The 14,650-nt window shown below is 30.5% G+C and carries 27 protein-coding genes; all 27 read right to left on the bottom strand.

What is annotated here, in order from left to right; all coding sequences use genetic code 4:
• Positions 1 to 4: 4 nt before the first annotated feature.
• The 27 genes from truA to rpsC all read right to left on the bottom strand — a co-directional run bounded on the left by truA (position 5) and on the right by rpsC (position 14,648).
• Positions 5 to 766: a tRNA pseudouridine(38-40) synthase TruA gene (truA, locus tag ASO20_RS02010; protein WP_085056301.1), complete on the bottom strand. Its 762-nt coding sequence runs from the start codon at positions 764 to 766 to the stop codon at positions 5 to 7.
• The gene (locus ASO20_RS02005) at positions 729 to 1,586 is read right to left on the bottom strand and encodes an energy-coupling factor transporter transmembrane component T family protein (protein WP_085056300.1); all 858 of its coding nucleotides are present in this window, start codon (positions 1,584 to 1,586) and stop codon (positions 729 to 731) included. Before ASO20_RS02005 ends, truA begins: the two co-directional genes overlap by 38 nt.
• A complete protein-coding gene (locus ASO20_RS02000; RefSeq protein ID WP_085056299.1) occupies positions 1,579 to 2,454 on the bottom strand; it encodes an energy-coupling factor transporter ATPase in 876 nt (291 codons plus the stop codon). The genes ASO20_RS02005 and ASO20_RS02000 overlap by 8 nt, the downstream gene beginning before the upstream one ends.
• Positions 2,445 to 3,269, bottom strand: a complete 825-nt coding sequence (locus ASO20_RS01995; protein WP_157061706.1) for an energy-coupling factor transporter ATPase — start codon at positions 3,267 to 3,269, stop codon at positions 2,445 to 2,447. Before ASO20_RS01995 ends, ASO20_RS02000 begins: the two co-directional genes overlap by 10 nt.
• 60 nt (positions 3,270 to 3,329) lie before the next feature.
• The gene (gene rplQ, locus ASO20_RS01990; RefSeq protein WP_085056298.1) at positions 3,330 to 3,689 is read right to left on the bottom strand and encodes a 50S ribosomal protein L17; all 360 of its coding nucleotides are present in this window, start codon (positions 3,687 to 3,689) and stop codon (positions 3,330 to 3,332) included.
• Between the two features lie 16 nt (positions 3,690 to 3,705).
• The gene (locus tag ASO20_RS01985) at positions 3,706 to 4,662 is read right to left on the bottom strand and encodes a DNA-directed RNA polymerase subunit alpha (protein ID WP_085056297.1); all 957 of its coding nucleotides are present in this window, start codon (positions 4,660 to 4,662) and stop codon (positions 3,706 to 3,708) included.
• Between the two features lie 13 nt (positions 4,663 to 4,675).
• Entirely contained in the window at positions 4,676 to 5,089 is a 414-nt protein-coding gene (gene rpsK / locus ASO20_RS01980) for a 30S ribosomal protein S11 (RefSeq protein WP_085056296.1), read from the bottom strand.
• A gap of 31 nt (positions 5,090 to 5,120) precedes the next feature.
• On the bottom strand, positions 5,121 to 5,501 hold the full coding sequence (rpsM, locus tag ASO20_RS01975; RefSeq protein ID WP_085056295.1) for a 30S ribosomal protein S13: 381 nt from the start codon (positions 5,499 to 5,501) through the stop codon (positions 5,121 to 5,123).
• A 9-nt stretch (positions 5,502 to 5,510) separates the two neighbouring features.
• Entirely contained in the window at positions 5,511 to 5,624 is a 114-nt protein-coding gene (gene rpmJ / locus ASO20_RS01970) for a 50S ribosomal protein L36 (RefSeq protein WP_085056294.1), read from the bottom strand.
• Complete coding sequence (infA, locus tag ASO20_RS01965) at positions 5,614 to 5,859, bottom strand: translation initiation factor IF-1 (protein WP_085056293.1); 246 nt, start codon at positions 5,857 to 5,859, stop codon at positions 5,614 to 5,616. Before infA ends, rpmJ begins: the two co-directional genes overlap by 11 nt.
• 160 nt (positions 5,860 to 6,019) lie before the next feature.
• The gene (gene map, locus ASO20_RS01960; protein ID WP_085056292.1) at positions 6,020 to 6,769 is read right to left on the bottom strand and encodes a type I methionyl aminopeptidase; all 750 of its coding nucleotides are present in this window, start codon (positions 6,767 to 6,769) and stop codon (positions 6,020 to 6,022) included.
• On the bottom strand, positions 6,759 to 7,430 hold the full coding sequence (locus ASO20_RS01955; RefSeq protein WP_157061705.1) for an adenylate kinase family protein: 672 nt from the start codon (positions 7,428 to 7,430) through the stop codon (positions 6,759 to 6,761). The genes map and ASO20_RS01955 overlap by 11 nt, the downstream gene beginning before the upstream one ends.
• Entirely contained in the window at positions 7,418 to 8,890 is a 1,473-nt protein-coding gene (gene secY, locus ASO20_RS01950; protein ID WP_085056291.1) for a preprotein translocase subunit SecY, read from the bottom strand. The genes ASO20_RS01955 and secY overlap by 13 nt, the downstream gene beginning before the upstream one ends.
• 125 nt (positions 8,891 to 9,015) lie before the next feature.
• Positions 9,016 to 9,462 carry a 50S ribosomal protein L15 gene (gene rplO, locus ASO20_RS01945; protein ID WP_085056290.1) on the bottom strand — a complete coding sequence of 149 codons (447 nt, stop codon included), beginning with the start codon at positions 9,460 to 9,462 and terminating at the stop codon, positions 9,016 to 9,018.
• A 10-nt stretch (positions 9,463 to 9,472) separates the two neighbouring features.
• Positions 9,473 to 10,087 carry a 30S ribosomal protein S5 gene (gene rpsE / locus ASO20_RS01940; RefSeq protein WP_442928646.1) on the bottom strand — a complete coding sequence of 205 codons (615 nt, stop codon included), beginning with the start codon at positions 10,085 to 10,087 and terminating at the stop codon, positions 9,473 to 9,475.
• 8 nt (positions 10,088 to 10,095) lie between these two features.
• The gene (rplR, locus tag ASO20_RS01935) at positions 10,096 to 10,446 is read right to left on the bottom strand and encodes a 50S ribosomal protein L18 (protein WP_085056289.1); all 351 of its coding nucleotides are present in this window, start codon (positions 10,444 to 10,446) and stop codon (positions 10,096 to 10,098) included.
• A 9-nt stretch (positions 10,447 to 10,455) separates the two neighbouring features.
• On the bottom strand, positions 10,456 to 10,992 hold the full coding sequence (gene rplF, locus ASO20_RS01930; protein WP_085056288.1) for a 50S ribosomal protein L6: 537 nt from the start codon (positions 10,990 to 10,992) through the stop codon (positions 10,456 to 10,458).
• 9 nt (positions 10,993 to 11,001) lie between these two features.
• On the bottom strand, positions 11,002 to 11,400 hold the full coding sequence (rpsH, locus tag ASO20_RS01925; RefSeq protein WP_085056287.1) for a 30S ribosomal protein S8: 399 nt from the start codon (positions 11,398 to 11,400) through the stop codon (positions 11,002 to 11,004).
• A 19-nt stretch (positions 11,401 to 11,419) separates the two neighbouring features.
• Complete coding sequence (locus tag ASO20_RS01920; protein ID WP_085056286.1) at positions 11,420 to 11,605, bottom strand: type Z 30S ribosomal protein S14; 186 nt, start codon at positions 11,603 to 11,605, stop codon at positions 11,420 to 11,422.
• 12 nt (positions 11,606 to 11,617) lie between these two features.
• Complete coding sequence (rplE, locus tag ASO20_RS01915; RefSeq protein WP_085056285.1) at positions 11,618 to 12,160, bottom strand: 50S ribosomal protein L5; 543 nt, start codon at positions 12,158 to 12,160, stop codon at positions 11,618 to 11,620.
• Position 12,161: 1 nt separating this feature from the next.
• Positions 12,162 to 12,479 carry a 50S ribosomal protein L24 gene (gene rplX, locus ASO20_RS01910; protein ID WP_085056284.1) on the bottom strand — a complete coding sequence of 106 codons (318 nt, stop codon included), beginning with the start codon at positions 12,477 to 12,479 and terminating at the stop codon, positions 12,162 to 12,164.
• Positions 12,480 to 12,487: 8 nt separating this feature from the next.
• Positions 12,488 to 12,856 carry a 50S ribosomal protein L14 gene (rplN, locus tag ASO20_RS01905; protein ID WP_085056283.1) on the bottom strand — a complete coding sequence of 123 codons (369 nt, stop codon included), beginning with the start codon at positions 12,854 to 12,856 and terminating at the stop codon, positions 12,488 to 12,490.
• Between the two features lie 10 nt (positions 12,857 to 12,866).
• Positions 12,867 to 13,046 carry a small ribosomal subunit protein uS17 gene (locus ASO20_RS03160; protein WP_442928648.1) on the bottom strand — a complete coding sequence of 60 codons (180 nt, stop codon included), beginning with the start codon at positions 13,044 to 13,046 and terminating at the stop codon, positions 12,867 to 12,869.
• Positions 12,971 to 13,150 (bottom strand): 30S ribosomal protein S17, encoded by a 180-nt coding sequence (rpsQ, locus tag ASO20_RS03155; protein WP_442928645.1) that lies wholly within the window; start codon positions 13,148 to 13,150, stop codon positions 12,971 to 12,973. The genes ASO20_RS03160 and rpsQ overlap by 76 nt, the downstream gene beginning before the upstream one ends.
• The gene (rpmC, locus tag ASO20_RS01895; protein ID WP_085056282.1) at positions 13,143 to 13,589 is read right to left on the bottom strand and encodes a 50S ribosomal protein L29; all 447 of its coding nucleotides are present in this window, start codon (positions 13,587 to 13,589) and stop codon (positions 13,143 to 13,145) included. The genes rpsQ and rpmC overlap by 8 nt, the downstream gene beginning before the upstream one ends.
• Positions 13,589 to 13,999 carry a 50S ribosomal protein L16 gene (rplP, locus tag ASO20_RS01890; RefSeq protein ID WP_085056281.1) on the bottom strand — a complete coding sequence of 137 codons (411 nt, stop codon included), beginning with the start codon at positions 13,997 to 13,999 and terminating at the stop codon, positions 13,589 to 13,591. The genes rpmC and rplP overlap by 1 nt, the downstream gene beginning before the upstream one ends.
• The gene (gene rpsC, locus ASO20_RS01885; protein WP_085056280.1) at positions 13,986 to 14,648 is read right to left on the bottom strand and encodes a 30S ribosomal protein S3; all 663 of its coding nucleotides are present in this window, start codon (positions 14,646 to 14,648) and stop codon (positions 13,986 to 13,988) included. The genes rplP and rpsC overlap by 14 nt, the downstream gene beginning before the upstream one ends.
• Positions 14,649 to 14,650 lie beyond the last annotated feature (2 nt).

Genomic DNA, 14,650 nt, shown 5'->3' with positions numbered 1-14,650 from the left:
CCAACTAATAAATAACATTTTTCAAATATAGAGCATAGCCTGGAACTTTTTTTGGATAAACATTATTTTTCTTATCCAAAAATTTAGTAATTTCATCTCTTCAATTCGTATTATTCATGTTATCTATTGCAAATGCAATAATTTTGCGAACCATATTATGCAGAAATCCATTTCCACAAATTTCTATTTCAAAACCCATTTTCATTTTTTTAATTTTAATATATTTAATTAAACGAATAGTATTATTTTTAATTATTGACTTAGTTGAAAAATTATAAAAATCATGTTCACCGATAAATACATTTAAAATTTCTTCCAATCGAGAAAAATCAATTTCATTTTTATTAATTAATAAATAATATTGATTATTAAATTGGTGTGTGTTGTATTTAAATTTATACCTATAAATTTTTCATTTAGCACTAAATCGAGCATGAAAATTTAAACTGACTTTTCTAATTTTGATAACACGTATATCTAACGGTAATAAACGATTTAATCACATTAATATCTTGTTTAAATCAAAATCGTTAGCGAAATCAAAGTGAAAGTACATTTTTTCAGCATGAACCCCGGCATCGGTTCTCCCTGAACTATAAATTTTAATTTCCTGTTTAAAAATTTTTTTAAATGCATTTTGAATGGTTGCTTGTATTGTTGGCGTAGAAACTTGAACATTTCATCCGCTATACAAACGACCATCAAAAGAACACGTAACTAAATAACGATTAAGCATATGGCGATCAACTAGAATTATCTCCAGCATGCATTCATTGAAGTTCAGGGATTATTGAAGTGACAATAACTAGTGATAATAATCCTAAAACTAGTAAGAAAGCAAAAATATCAAATAATTTAATTTTAAATTGGTGATATCTAGTTCTTTTCCCGTAAGGATTATAACCTCGAGCTTCCATAGCATTTGATAAATCATTTGCTTTTTGGAAAGAACTAACAAACAAAGGGATTATCAAAGCAGTCAATGCCTTCATTTTTTCCTTAATCTTACCATGTTTAAAGTCAACTCCTCGACTGGCTTGTGCTTTCATTATTCTCAATGTTTCATCAATTAAAGTAGGAATAAAACGCAAGGCAATGGAAATAATCATAGCAATAATACTTGACGGAAATTTAACAATTCTTAAAGGTTTTAATAAATCTTCTATCGCTATTGTTAAATCTAATGGTTTAGTTGTCATAGTTAAAATAAATGTTAAAAACATCATAATAACAATTCTAGAAATAATATATGCCGTAATTGTTATTGTTTTAGAAGTTATTTTAATAAAAGATCAATTGACCAATACTTCTTGATGAGAACTCGATATAGCAAACATATTTATAATAAACAAGAATATTCCCATAAATATTAATGATTTGAAGATCGAAATAATTATTCTTGGCGGTGCTTGAGCTAATATAAATAAAATAACAACAAAAATTGATACATATGTAAAAGATTCTCAATAACCTTTGATAAAAATGGCAGTTATCAAAACAATCAATCCTAAAAACTTAATACGAGGATCTAAGCGATGTATGATGGTATTTTTAGGAATATATTGACCAAGAACAAAATTATTCATTATTCCCCCTTGATCACAAAATAAATTTTGCTAAATCTTTAATGTTGCGAACTTCTTTTTTATATTTTCTTAATTCATTAACCAATCTAGCATCATGAATTATTTCATATACTTTCGGTAAAAGTAAGTCATTTTTTTCAATTATGCTTTTGTCTTCAAAAATCTCAATAGGAGTCCCTGTCGCAGTTATTTCACCATTCTTCATAACGATAACATTATCTGCATGTTCTAAAACATGATCCATATTGTGAGTTATGAAAATAATTGTTTTATGATGCTCTTTTTGCAAAGATTCGATGATTTTCATAATTTCTATTTCACCATCTGGATCTAAACCAGCTGTTGGTTCGTCAAAAATAATTACATCCGGGTCCATAGCTAAAATGCCTGCAATAGCCACTCTACGTTTTTGACCGCCTGATAATTCAAAAGGACTACTGTCTAAAAATTCCGTTTTCAAACCAACTAGCTTAATATACTTATTTGCTGCACCATCATAATATTCTTGAGTTTTCTTTTGACCCAAACTTTTTAAACCAAACAAAATATCTTTTTTAACTGTGTCTTCAAATAATTGGTATTCTGCAAATTGAAAAACTTGCCCAACACTTTGGCGAAGATTTTTAATATCTTTAATTCGGTTTTTCTTTTGAATTATTCACTTATTTCCAACAAAAATTTCGCCCGAAGATGGACGTTCAATTGCATTAAATAATTGAATTAATGTAGATTTCCCGCTTCCTGTGTTGCCGACTATGCAAGTTATTTTTCCTTCTGCAAAAGTTGTGTTGATATCGACCAATGCGTGTTTTGCAAATTCTGTTTTAGGTTGATAAATGAAATTAATTTGATTACATTTTATTTGCATAAATTTTTCACCAACTCTTCGTACGATAATGTTCTTGGAAAATTCTTATCTTTTTTATTAATTTCTTTAGATAAAAGAAGTGGAAATGGTTCATCTAATTTGGATTTTTTGATTATTGAACCGTGAGAAAATACATATTTCGGTGTTCCTTCGATCAATAATTCCCCATCCTTTAGGACAATAATGTTATCAGCACTGTTAGCCTCGTTCATGTCATGCGTCACACTTATTACTGTTTTTTTATTTTTACGGCATATATCAATCATTAGTGCTCGAAGTTCTCTTTTTGATTTAGGATCGAGCATACTCGTGGATTCATCAAAAATAATAATTTCAGTATTTAAAGCTAGAACACTAGCTATAGCAACCTTTTGTTTTTGACCACCCGATAATCTCTGTGGTTCAAAATCTAAGTATTCTTCCATCTTAACGATTTTTGCATTTTTTAAAATTATTTCATCCATCAATTTGGGATCAATACAATTATTTTCTAAACCAAAAGCGATATCATCTCTAACAGTTGTTCCAATGAATTGATTTTCAGGATTTTGAAACACTACTCCTAAAAATTTACGAGCTTGTTCGTAGTCTTTATAAATATCAAAATCGTTAATTTTAACTGTTCCATCATGAGAAAAAATAATACCAAGCAATAATTTACAAAGTGTACTTTTCCCACTACCGTTATGCCCTAAAATTGTGGTGTACTTACCACGAGGAATTTTAACTGAAAGATTTTTAATTACTAATTTTTTTGGTGAATAACCAAAGTTTAAATTTTCAACTTCGATGATATTCAAATTTTTTTCAGACATATAAAAAAATTATAACACTTGAGGTGTTATAATTTTAATTTTTTTAAATTTTGGTTGAGTTTATACTAAACGAATGATTGCCATTTGAGTGCTATCACCGCGGCGGTTTTCAGTTTTAATAACTTGTGTGTAACCACCATTACGATCTTTATATTTTTCAGCAATTTTTGTGAACAATATATCAATTGCGCTAATTCCATTTTTGTCTTTAATATCTCTTAAATAAGCTAATGCTTGTCTTCTTGAATGCAAACTACCTTCTTTAGCTAAGGTAATCATTTTATCAGCATGTTTTTGAACTTCTTTTGCTCTAACTTCGATGATTTCTAATTGACCGTGAACAATTAATTCAGTAACCAAATTTCTCATCAAATTATTTCTTCATGTTGTGTTTTGTCCACGTTTTTGAATAAATGACATGTTTTCTCCTTCTTAATTATTCTTGTCTTAGTTTTAAACCTTTTTGGTCTAATTTTTCAATAATTTCTTCAACTGATTTTTTACCAAGGTTTTTAATGTTGTTTAAATCAAACAATGACATTTCACACAATTGTTCAATTCTTTCAATACCTTGTTGTTTTAAAGCATTGAATGGGCGAACTGTTAAATCTAAATCAATTAAACTTGAACTTAAGAATGTTCTTTGTTCTGTTTCTTTTTGATCAACAATCAATTCCTGTGCTTGAATATCTGAAGCTCAATTAGCAAATTCATTTAAGTGTTCGATAACAACTTTGCTTGCAAATGCTACTGCTTTTTTTGCAGTAATTGCTCCATTTGTTTCGATTTCTAAAGTTAATTTTTCTAAATCTTTAACTTTTCCGATTCTTGTTTCTTCTACTACAACTTTTACATTTTTAACAGGTGAATAGTTTGAGTCAATAGCTATCATTCCTTCTGATTTTTTCATGTTTAATTTATTTTTTGTAAATAAAACAAAACCGCGATTAATTGCAACATAAATATTTCCAGAAAATGTTTTTCCCTCTGTAACAGTTGCAATGTGTAAATCTGGATTAGTTATTGAAAAACCAGTAGGGCATTTAATATTGCCGGCTTTTACTTCGCCAGTTGCATTTTCAATTTTTAAAACGATTTCTTCTTTTGATTCCTGAAATAAATTTTCCGGTTTTACTACTAAATTTTTAATATTAATAATAATATTCGGAATACTTTCTAGAACGTTTGGAATTGTTGAAAATTCGTGTCTTGCTCCATGAAATTTAACAGCATATGCTGCTACTCCAGGAATCGATGATAATAATACTCTTCTTAGAGAGTTACCTAACGTAACACCTAATCCGCGTTCTAACGGTTCAACCGCAACTATGCAGTGCCTTTTATCGTCACTCTCGTGAATTATTTCAAATGTAGGTCTAATAAATTTATCCATGTTCTCTCCTTAATTATTTTCTTGGAGCTCTTGGAGCTCTACATCCATTGTGCGGTGCTGAAGTAACATCTTTAATGCTTAATACAGCTAAACCTGTTCCTTGAATTCCTCTAATAGCAGCTTCACGCCCAGGTCCTAATCCTTTAACGAAAATTGAAATTTCTTGAACTCCATAATCTTTAAGAATTTTTGCACATGATGCAGCTGCTTGTTGAGCTACAAACGGTGTTGATTTTTTAGATCCTTTATATCCTAACGCTCCACCACTGCTTCACGTAATTGCTTCACCTTTTTCATTAGTAATTGTAATGATTGTGTTGTTAAAAGAAGCGTGAATATGCGCTTGGGCTTTTTGGATATTAAATTTTTTCTGTTTACGTTTTTTTTCTGATGTTGAAACAGTTTTTGCATTATTTGTTTTTGCCATTTTAATCCTTTCTGAAAAATAAAATTAACTACTATGTTTTAGCTGTAGTTTTTTTCTTATTAGCAACTGTTTTTCTTGGACCTTTTCTTGTTCTAGAATTACTTCTAGTTCTTTGTCCACGAACAGGTAAACTTTTTCTGTGTCTTAAACCACGATAGCTTCCAATTTCCATTAATCTCTTAATGTTTAAAGCTACTTCTCTTCTTAAGCTACCTTCTGTTAAGTAATTATTTGCAGCATTTCTAATACTTGTTAATTCTTCTTCTGTTAAATCTTTAACTTTTTTGTTTTCATCAACTTTTGCAGTTTCCAAGATTTCCTTTGATGTTGAAAGACCAATTCCGTAAATGCTTGTTAAAGCGATAATTACTCTTTTATTATTAGGAATATCTATATTTAAAATTCTTGCCACTAATTTCTCCTATCCTTGACGTTGTTTATGTTTTGGGTTTTCGCAAATTACCATTACGCGACCTTTACGGCGAATAATTTGACATTTGTTACATATTTTTTTAACTGATGTTCTAACTTTCATTTTTTTCACCTTTCTTGATACGAAGCCTGTAAGTTATTCTGCCTTTTGTTAAATCATAAGGCGAGATTTGTACTTGAACGCGATCTCCTTGTAATAAATGGATCTTGTTAATACGCATTTTTCCTGATGGATGGGCAATAACTTCGATCTTGTTATCTAACAAAACAATAATATTTGAATCTGAAATCAATTCCTTTACTGTTCCATCCATAGTAATAAAATTACGTTCGGCCAAGTTCAACCTCCACGTTATAGGTCAGGGGATTTATCCTTCTATTTCCATATAAAATACTTGTATAAGAAATACAAGCATGGGAATAAAAACTCTATAACTTTGTAGATTATATCATTTTTCATTTTTTTTAAAAATTATTTATGTTATTAATATTCATAAACTAAGTTAATATTTCGTAACCTGTTTTTGTTATCACTATTGTATGTTCATAATGCGCAGTTAGTTGGTGATTTTTAGAGATAACTGATCAATTATCGTTCTTATCAACAATCGTTTCCGGACTACCATCAAGAACCATCGGTTCAATAGCTAAAACCATGCCGGTTTTTAATATTAAATCATAACTCGGTTCATAATAATTTAAAATCATTGGTGCTTCGTGAAGATTTTTACCAATCCCGTGACCACAATACAAACTTGTACCAAAAAAGTTTCAAGATGTAATCGTTTCCTCAATAATTTTTCCAATATCTGATAAATGCGCACCGTCTTTAATATTTTTAATAGAATTAAAAAAACTTTCTTCTGCGCATTTAATTAAATCTTGAGCTTTTTTGTTATCGATATTATCGATGATCATGCTAAAAGCAGAATCTACATGATACCCGTTCTTATAAACACCTATATCTAGTGAAAGTAAATCACCCGGTTTTAAAGAATATTCTGAGGGGACACCATGAATTAAAACTTCATTAACACTAGTACAAATACTTTTCGGAAAACCACTATAATTTAAAAAAGAAGGGATTCCCTGCTGTTGAGTAATATAATCATGAGCTATATCGTTAATTTGATTTAAAGTCATTGATGATTTAATAATTTGACGTAAGTGGTTTTTCAAATTTCTTAAAATTAATCCGACTTCACGGATTTTTTGAATTTCTAAAGGGGTTTTAACACTAACTTTCATTTTTTAATTGTAAATTTAATATTTCATTAACAATTTCATTTACATCCCCGTGTGATGAAATTGTTCTAAAAATACCTTTGTCTTTATAGAAATCAACTAGCGGAGCTGTCTCGTTTATATAATTATCTAAACGTGTAGTAATAATTTCGCGTTTATCATCTGTTCTTTGGATAACTTCTCCACCACATATATCACAAACATTAGCTACTTTCGGTGGATTATATCTAATATTGTATGTTGACCCGCATTTCGAACATACCCTTCTAGTGATGATTCGATCAATTATAATTTCGCGTTCAACATCTAAATAGACAGCAAAATTTCAATTAATATTAAGTTCTTTTGAAATTATATCTAAGGCATTACCTTGTCCTATTGTTCTTGGATATCCATCAATAATTAAGTGTTGCTTGCGACCAATTTTTACTAATTCTTCTTTAGCGACTTGTGAAACTAATTCATCACTAACAAGGTTTCCTGATTCAACAATTTTCTTAATTTCTAATCCTAGTTTAGTTTGTTTTTTAATATGCTCGCGAAAAACGTCACCCAATGCTAAATGTTTGTAATTATGTTTATTTACTAGAACCTGACTAATAGTTCCTTTACCCGATCCAGGTGGACCAAAAATAATAATATTCATATTATCTACCACAATCATCCACCAAATTCTCCTGAATTTGGATCATTATTTTTTGAGTAACCATCTTGAATGATTTCAAATTTTTTATTTTCTTGATTCATAACATTAGCATTACGAATATCATCCAAGAATATAGTTTGACTTTTAAATTCAGAATATGATTTTTGACGAATTCTTCCCTGAATTTGAGTCAGTGTGTCAATAGCAACACCAACTAAAATAATTAATCCTGTACCACCCATAGCAATTTGTGATGGAATATTTAAAACTTTAGCCATAATGTATGGAAAAACTGCAATAACGGCTAAGGTAAACCCTCCAATAAAATTTAGACGGTTTAATGTTGTTTTCAAATAATTCTCGGTATCCTTACCAGGATTAATACCTGGAATAAATGTTCCATTTTTACGGAAATTCTCAGCTATATCTTCTGAATTAACAGTAATGTGTGAGTAAAAATATGTAAAAGCAAAAGTTAATGCGAAATATAAGAACATTCCAAAGGGTTGAGAAGTTGAAAATATTGTTGTAATAACACTTTTTACTTCATCATTTGAAATAAATTGAGTAATTGTAATTGGTGTTGTTAAAATAGCAGAAGAAAAAATAACTGGAATAACTCCTGCGGAGTTAACTCTTAATGGTAGATATGAAATTTCCTCATTTTTTAACGCCAATCCGGCTCCTAAGTTTTGCACAGGAATTTTTCGTAATGATTGCGACAAATAAACCGTTGCGACCGTTAGAACAATAAAAATTAACACACAGAATATCGAATCCAAAATCCCTTTAAAAATGTAAACTAATGGTCCAGTTGGGTTAATGGCGTTTTGGAATATTTCGAAAAAATTTCAAGGTAAATTAGCAACAATTCCAGAAAAAATTAATAATGAAACTCCGTTACCCAAACCACTTTTAGTAATTCTATCACCAAATCATAGTGATAAGTAACTTCCTCCTACTAACACCATAACTACGTAAAAAGATGTAAATAAACCATTATCTTTAGTAAAAGAAATAGCATTTGACGATTGCAATGTTGCTGTAAAAGCATATCCCTGTGCAATAGCTATAAAAAATGTCATAATACGCCCATAAAAATCTAAACGTTTTCTACCAGCTTCACCAGACTTATTTAAATGAGTTCATGATGGAATAACATCAGATGATAACAATTGGACAATAATCGTTGACATAATGTATGGCGAAATTCCTAAGGCGAAAATGCTAAATCTTCGTAGACCTCCACCACCAAGCATGCCCAAAACGCTCAATAAATCGTTCCCATTTTTCCCACCCATTAAGGCAGCTAACGGATTACTTGTATCATTTGCTTGAGCTGTAACTCCAGGAATTGTTAAATTTGAACCAAGACGAAATAGTATTAATATTCCAATAGTGAACAATAACTTCTTATATAGCTCTTTTGAATTAAGCATATATTTGATCGTTTGGACCATGGTTAATCTATCAGACACTATTTCCCCCTTACTTTATAATTTGTTTAACACAAATTTTTATACTTTATAATATTAACAAAGAATGATTGCAAACCAAACATACAACAACAAAAAAGTGTAGTTCTCACTACACTTTTTTTGATTTAAATTACGATTGCTTGTCCGTTAGCTGCTTCAATTTTTTCTTTAGCTTGTTTTGTAAAAGCAGATGCCTTAACCACTAATGGTTTTGTTACATCACCTTCTCCTAAAACTTTTAAGTATTGATTATTCTTTGGAGCCTTAATAACACCAGCTTCAACCAAAATTTCTAGTGTAATTTCGCCTTCAATTTCTAATGCGTTTAATAAACCAACATTAATAATTAAAAAATCTTTTTTAGTAAAGTTTGTAAACCCACGTTTCGGAATTCTTCTATATAAAGGAGTTTGTCCACCTTCAAAACCAATTCTAACGTTTCCACTTTTTCTAGAACCTTGACCTTTGTGTCCACGTCCTGAAGTTTTTCCAAGACCTGACCCAATACCACGACCTAATGTTTTTTTAGTATGACGAGAACCTTTTTGAGCTTGTATATCGTTTAGTTTCATTTCATTCTCCTTAGTTAAACATAATTTCTGCCACTTTTTTATCGCGACTCTTAGAAATTTGTTGTTTTGTTCTTAGATTTTTGATTCCATCAATTGTTGCTAAAATCATATTTAATTCTGATCTAGCTCCAAATGATTTACTATAGATATTTCTAACTCCGCCTAATTCTAAGAAAATACGGATAGATCCACCAGCAACAATTCCAGTTCCTTCTGTAGCTGGTTTTAATAGCACTTGTGAAGCACCTTTGTGACCAATGATTTCGTGAGCTATTGTTTGTGTTTCTTTTGTTAAAGGAACTCTAATCATGTTTTTTAATACTTCTTTTTTGGCTTTTTTAATAGCATCTGGAACTTCAAACGCTTTTCCGGTACCGTATCCAACACGACCCTTTTTATCTCCACCAACAACGATCACACTAAAACGGTATCTTCTACCACCTTTTACAACTTTAGTAACTTTTTTAATTTTAATTATTTCAAAAACTAAATCAGTTGAAAATTCTTTTCTTGGACGCATTCCCGGTTTTCTTGGACCACCTGGACGATCAGTTTTTTTAACAAAAGGTTTTGTTTCTTTTGAGTTTTCGTTTATTGTTTGTTGTTTTTGTTTAATATCTTCCATTTTTACTCCTAAAAAATTAATCCGTTAGCTCTACATGCATCAGCAAAAGCTTGTACTTTACCATGGTATTTTCTACCTGCTCTATCAAAAATTATTGATGTAATGTTTTTTTCTTTTGCTCTATTAGCTAGCACTTCACCTAACTTAGTTGCTGCTTCAATGTTATTTTTATTTGCAAGTTCCATTGTTTGTGTTGTAGCAAACGCTAATGTATGGTGATTACTATCATCGATGATTTGTGCTGAAATGTATTTATTTGAAACAGTCACGCATAATCTAGGTTGATTTGAAGTACCTATTAATCTTTTGCGAAGTCTTAAATGTCTTCTTCTTTGATTTGTTATATTTTTACCTAACATATTAATCTCCTATTTACCAGCTGCTTTTCCAGCTTTTCTAATAATTTTCTCATCTTTGTACAAGATTCCTTTACCTAAGTAAGGTTCTGGCATTTTATATGATCTAATTAAAGCTGCAAATTGTCCAACTTGTTCTTTATCAATTCCTTTGATAATAATGATTGTTGGTTTTGGTGTTTCTACCGTTATTCCTGTTGGGATTGGTAAATTAACTGGGTGTGAAAAACCTAAGGCAAGATTTAAATTTTTCCCAGCAACAGCTGCTTTGTAACCAACTCCGACAATATTTAGTTCTTTTATAAACCCATTTGTAACACCTTCAATCATTCCTCTAATAATTGATGAAGCTGTTCCTCAAAACATAGATGGTTTAGTGATATTGTTATTAGGAGTTAAATGTAATTGTTCTTCTTTAATTTCCATAGTTACGTTAATTAAAGATTTTTCAATTTTTCCTTTTGGTCCTTGAACAACAAATAGATTTCCTGATTGAGTAATTGTTACTCCGTTTGGTATTTTAATTGGTTTAGCTCCGATTTTTGACATAATGATCTCCTATCAAACAAACACTAAAACTTCGCCACCTAAGTTTTGCGTTTTAGCTTGTTTTCCTGTCATAATTCCTTTAGAAGTTGACACAATTGCCACTCCTAAGCCTGATAAAACCTTTGGCATTTCCTTAGAGTTTGTATAAACTCTTAAACCTGGTTTTGAAATTCTTTTGATGCCTTTAATAACACCGTTTTTGTCGTTATATTTTAATTCAATGTTCAAAATTTCTTTTGGTGAATTTTCTTCTTTTTTTACATCAAAACTAGTAATGAAACCTTCTTCATGTAAAATTCTTGCGATTTCTTTTTTGATTTTTGAATTATCCATGCTCAAAGTCGTGATGTGTGCTTTATTTGCATTTCTAATTCTCGTCAGCATATCTGCGATTGGATCTGTCATCATAATTTAACTCCTTTATTCCTTATCAACTTGATTTTTTTACGCCAGGTATCTCACCTTTGTAAGCCATTTTTCTAAAACATATACGACATATTTTAAATTTTTTCAAAACTGAGTGCGGTCTTCCACAGATTTCACATCTTGTATATTCGCGTGAACTAAATTTTGCTTGTTTTTTTGATTTTACAACTAATGCTTTTCTTGCCATTTTCTCTCCTTGTTAGTGTTTATCTTTAAACGGTAAACCTAATTTTTTTAATAAAGCTTTACCTTCTTCATTTGTTTTTGCTGAAGTAACGAAAACAATATCCATTCCTCTTAAACGCGTTACCTTGTCGTAATCGATTTCAGGGAAAATGATTTGTTCCTTAATACCTAAAGTGTAATTTCCATGTCCATCAAATGCTGTACTTGAGATTCCTTGAAAATCTCTTACCCTCGGTAATGCAATGTTGATTAATTTATCTAAAAAATCATACATTTTTTTATTTCTTAAAGTTACTTTGCATCCAATTTTCATATCTTCTCTTAATTTAAAAGAAGCAATTGATTTTTTTGACTTAGTAACAACAGGTTTTTGACCAGTAATGCTTTGTAGTTCTTCAACAACGTTATCCATTATTTTTTGATTTGCAGCAGCATCTCCAGCTCCAATATTAATAACAATTTTTTCTAATTTTGGAACTTGCATTGGTGATTTATATTTAAATTCAGTAAATAATTCTTTTGCAATTACTTGTGTATATTTATCTTTTAAATTCATATTAAGCACCTATTTTATTCCCTGTTTTTTTCGAAAATCTTACTTTTCTGTCATCTTCTAAACGGTAACCGATTCTTGAAGTTTTAGTTCCTTTAGCTTTTGAATCTAAAAACATTACATTAGAAACGTTAATTTTTCCTTCAACCTTAACAATTCCACCTTCTTGGTTTTTTTGACTTGGTTTAATGTGTTTTGTAACAATGTTAATACCTTCAACTTTAATGCGGTTTTCACTTGGAAATGACTTAATAACAGTACCTTCTTTACCTCTATCTTTTCCTGTGATAACTTTTACTTTATCGCCTTTTTTAATTTTCATAATTACTCCTATAGAACCTCTAAAGCTAGAGAAATTATTTTCATAAATCCTTTATCTCTTAGTTCCCTTGCTATTGGTCCGAAAATACGCGTTCCTCTTGGACTTAAGTCTTCACGAATGATTACAGCTGCATTTTCATCGAACTTTAATGTTTCTCCAGTTTGTCTTTTAATTCCTTGTTTTGTACGAACAATAACTGCTTTAACAACTTGACCTTTTTTAACTTGGCCATTTGGAATAGCATCTTTCACTGAACAAACTACAATGTCTCCAACAAACGCATAACGTCTATGTGATCCACCCAAACAACGAATTACAGATAGTTCTTTAGCACCACTATTATCCGCTACTTTTAATCTCGATTCTTGTTGTACCATCTTGTACCTCCTATTTAATGTCTTCGACGTGTTTTACAACTTCAACAACATAAAATCTTTTAGTTGCTGAGATTGGTCTTGTTTCAGAAATCTTTACTCAATCTCCGATTTTTGCTACTTGATTTTCATCGTGAGCATGATATTTTTTAGAATATTTAATTCTTTTTTGTAAATTGGGTGTTTTTTGTAAGTTTCAACTAAAACAGTTGCTGTTTTAGCCATTTTATTGCTCACTACAACACCAATCAATGATTTTCTCTTTGATCTTACACTTGAGTCAGTTGTTTTAGTCATGAATTACCTCTAATTTTTCCTCTGTTTTGTCAACTTTAATATTTTTAATAGCTGATTTCTTTGGAGCAGTTGAAACTGATTTCTTTGTTCCTGAAGTTTTAGCTTTTGCTACTTTCGCTTTTGACGTTTTTTCTTTCACTTCATCTAATTTTGCAGTTTTTTCTTCAGCAATTACTTCAACACTATCTAAATTTTCAACTTCTGTTTTTGGTGTTTTAATAACTTTAGGTTGTCAATTTTGATTGATTCCCATTTTTTGTTCATGAATCACTGTTAAAATACGAGCAATATCTTTTTTAAGAGATGCAATTTCACCAGGATGTTCTAATTTACCAACTGAATTTTGAAAACGTAAAGCAAATAATTTTTGTTTTAGTTCTGTTAATTGAGTTTGTAACTCAGTTAAGTCTTTTTTTCTAATATCTCTAATATCTAACATTATTCACCTCTCTTCACAAATGTACATTTAACAGGCAACTTGTGTGATGCTAATCTAAAAGCTTCTCTTGCTACTTCTTCCGAAACTTCAGCAATTTCGAACATAATAGTTCCTTCTTTTACAATAGCAACTCATTTTTCAGGAGCACCTTTTCCTGAACCCATTCTAACCTCTAATGGTTTTTTGGTCATAGCCATGTGAGGGAAAATTCTAATTCAAACTTTACCTCCTCTTTTCATATATCTAGTAAAAGCAACACGGGCAGCTTCGATCTGTTGAGCTGTAATTCATGCTCCTTCTTCAGATCTTAATCCGTATTCTCCAAAGTTCAGTTCTTTCCCGCCTTTGGCTTTTCCTTCATATGACACACGGTGTGGTCTACGATATTTTGTACGTTTAGGCATTAACATTGTTTTCCTCCTCTTGTTTTTTCAAAGAATCACCTGTATAGATTCATACTTTTACTCCAACTTGACCATACTTAGTTTTTGCTTCAGCAAAACCGTAAGAAATTTGTCCTCTTAATGTTTGCATAGGAACTTTCCCACGAGTATATCCTTCTTCTCTGGCCATATCTACTCCACCAAGTCTTCCGGAAACTTTAATCTTAATTCCTAAAGCACCAGCACCCATTACGTTAGCAATAGCTTTTTTTTGAGCAACACGGTGTGAAACTCTATTTTCGATTTGTTCAGCTACAGATGAAGCGACACTTTGAGCATCTAAATTTAAATTTTCTACTTCTTGAATTTCCACATTATATTTTTTTAATTTTAAATTTTGTGTAAGTTCTTTCTTAATAGATTCTAAACCTTCACCATTCTTTTTTAGAACTAAACCAGGCATTGCAGTCATAACTACAATATTTGGACAATCATCAATTCTTTCAATAAGAATTTCAGAAATATTTTTCTTCCCAGCGATTTTTGTAATTGCTTCTCTTATTCTAGAATCTTCAACTAATCAGTTAGCATAATTTTTCTTGTCTCCAAATCATGATGATCTTCAACCCTTGTTAATTCCGACTCTTAAACCATGTGCATTAACTTTTTGTCCCATTT

This window comes from Mycoplasma sp. (ex Biomphalaria glabrata), from assembly GCF_001484045.1.
Taxonomy (GTDB): Bacteria; Bacillota_I; Bacilli_A; order Mycoplasmatales.
The sequence above is the reverse complement of the archived record's forward strand: the minus strand, read 5'-3'. Positions and strand labels throughout refer to the sequence as shown.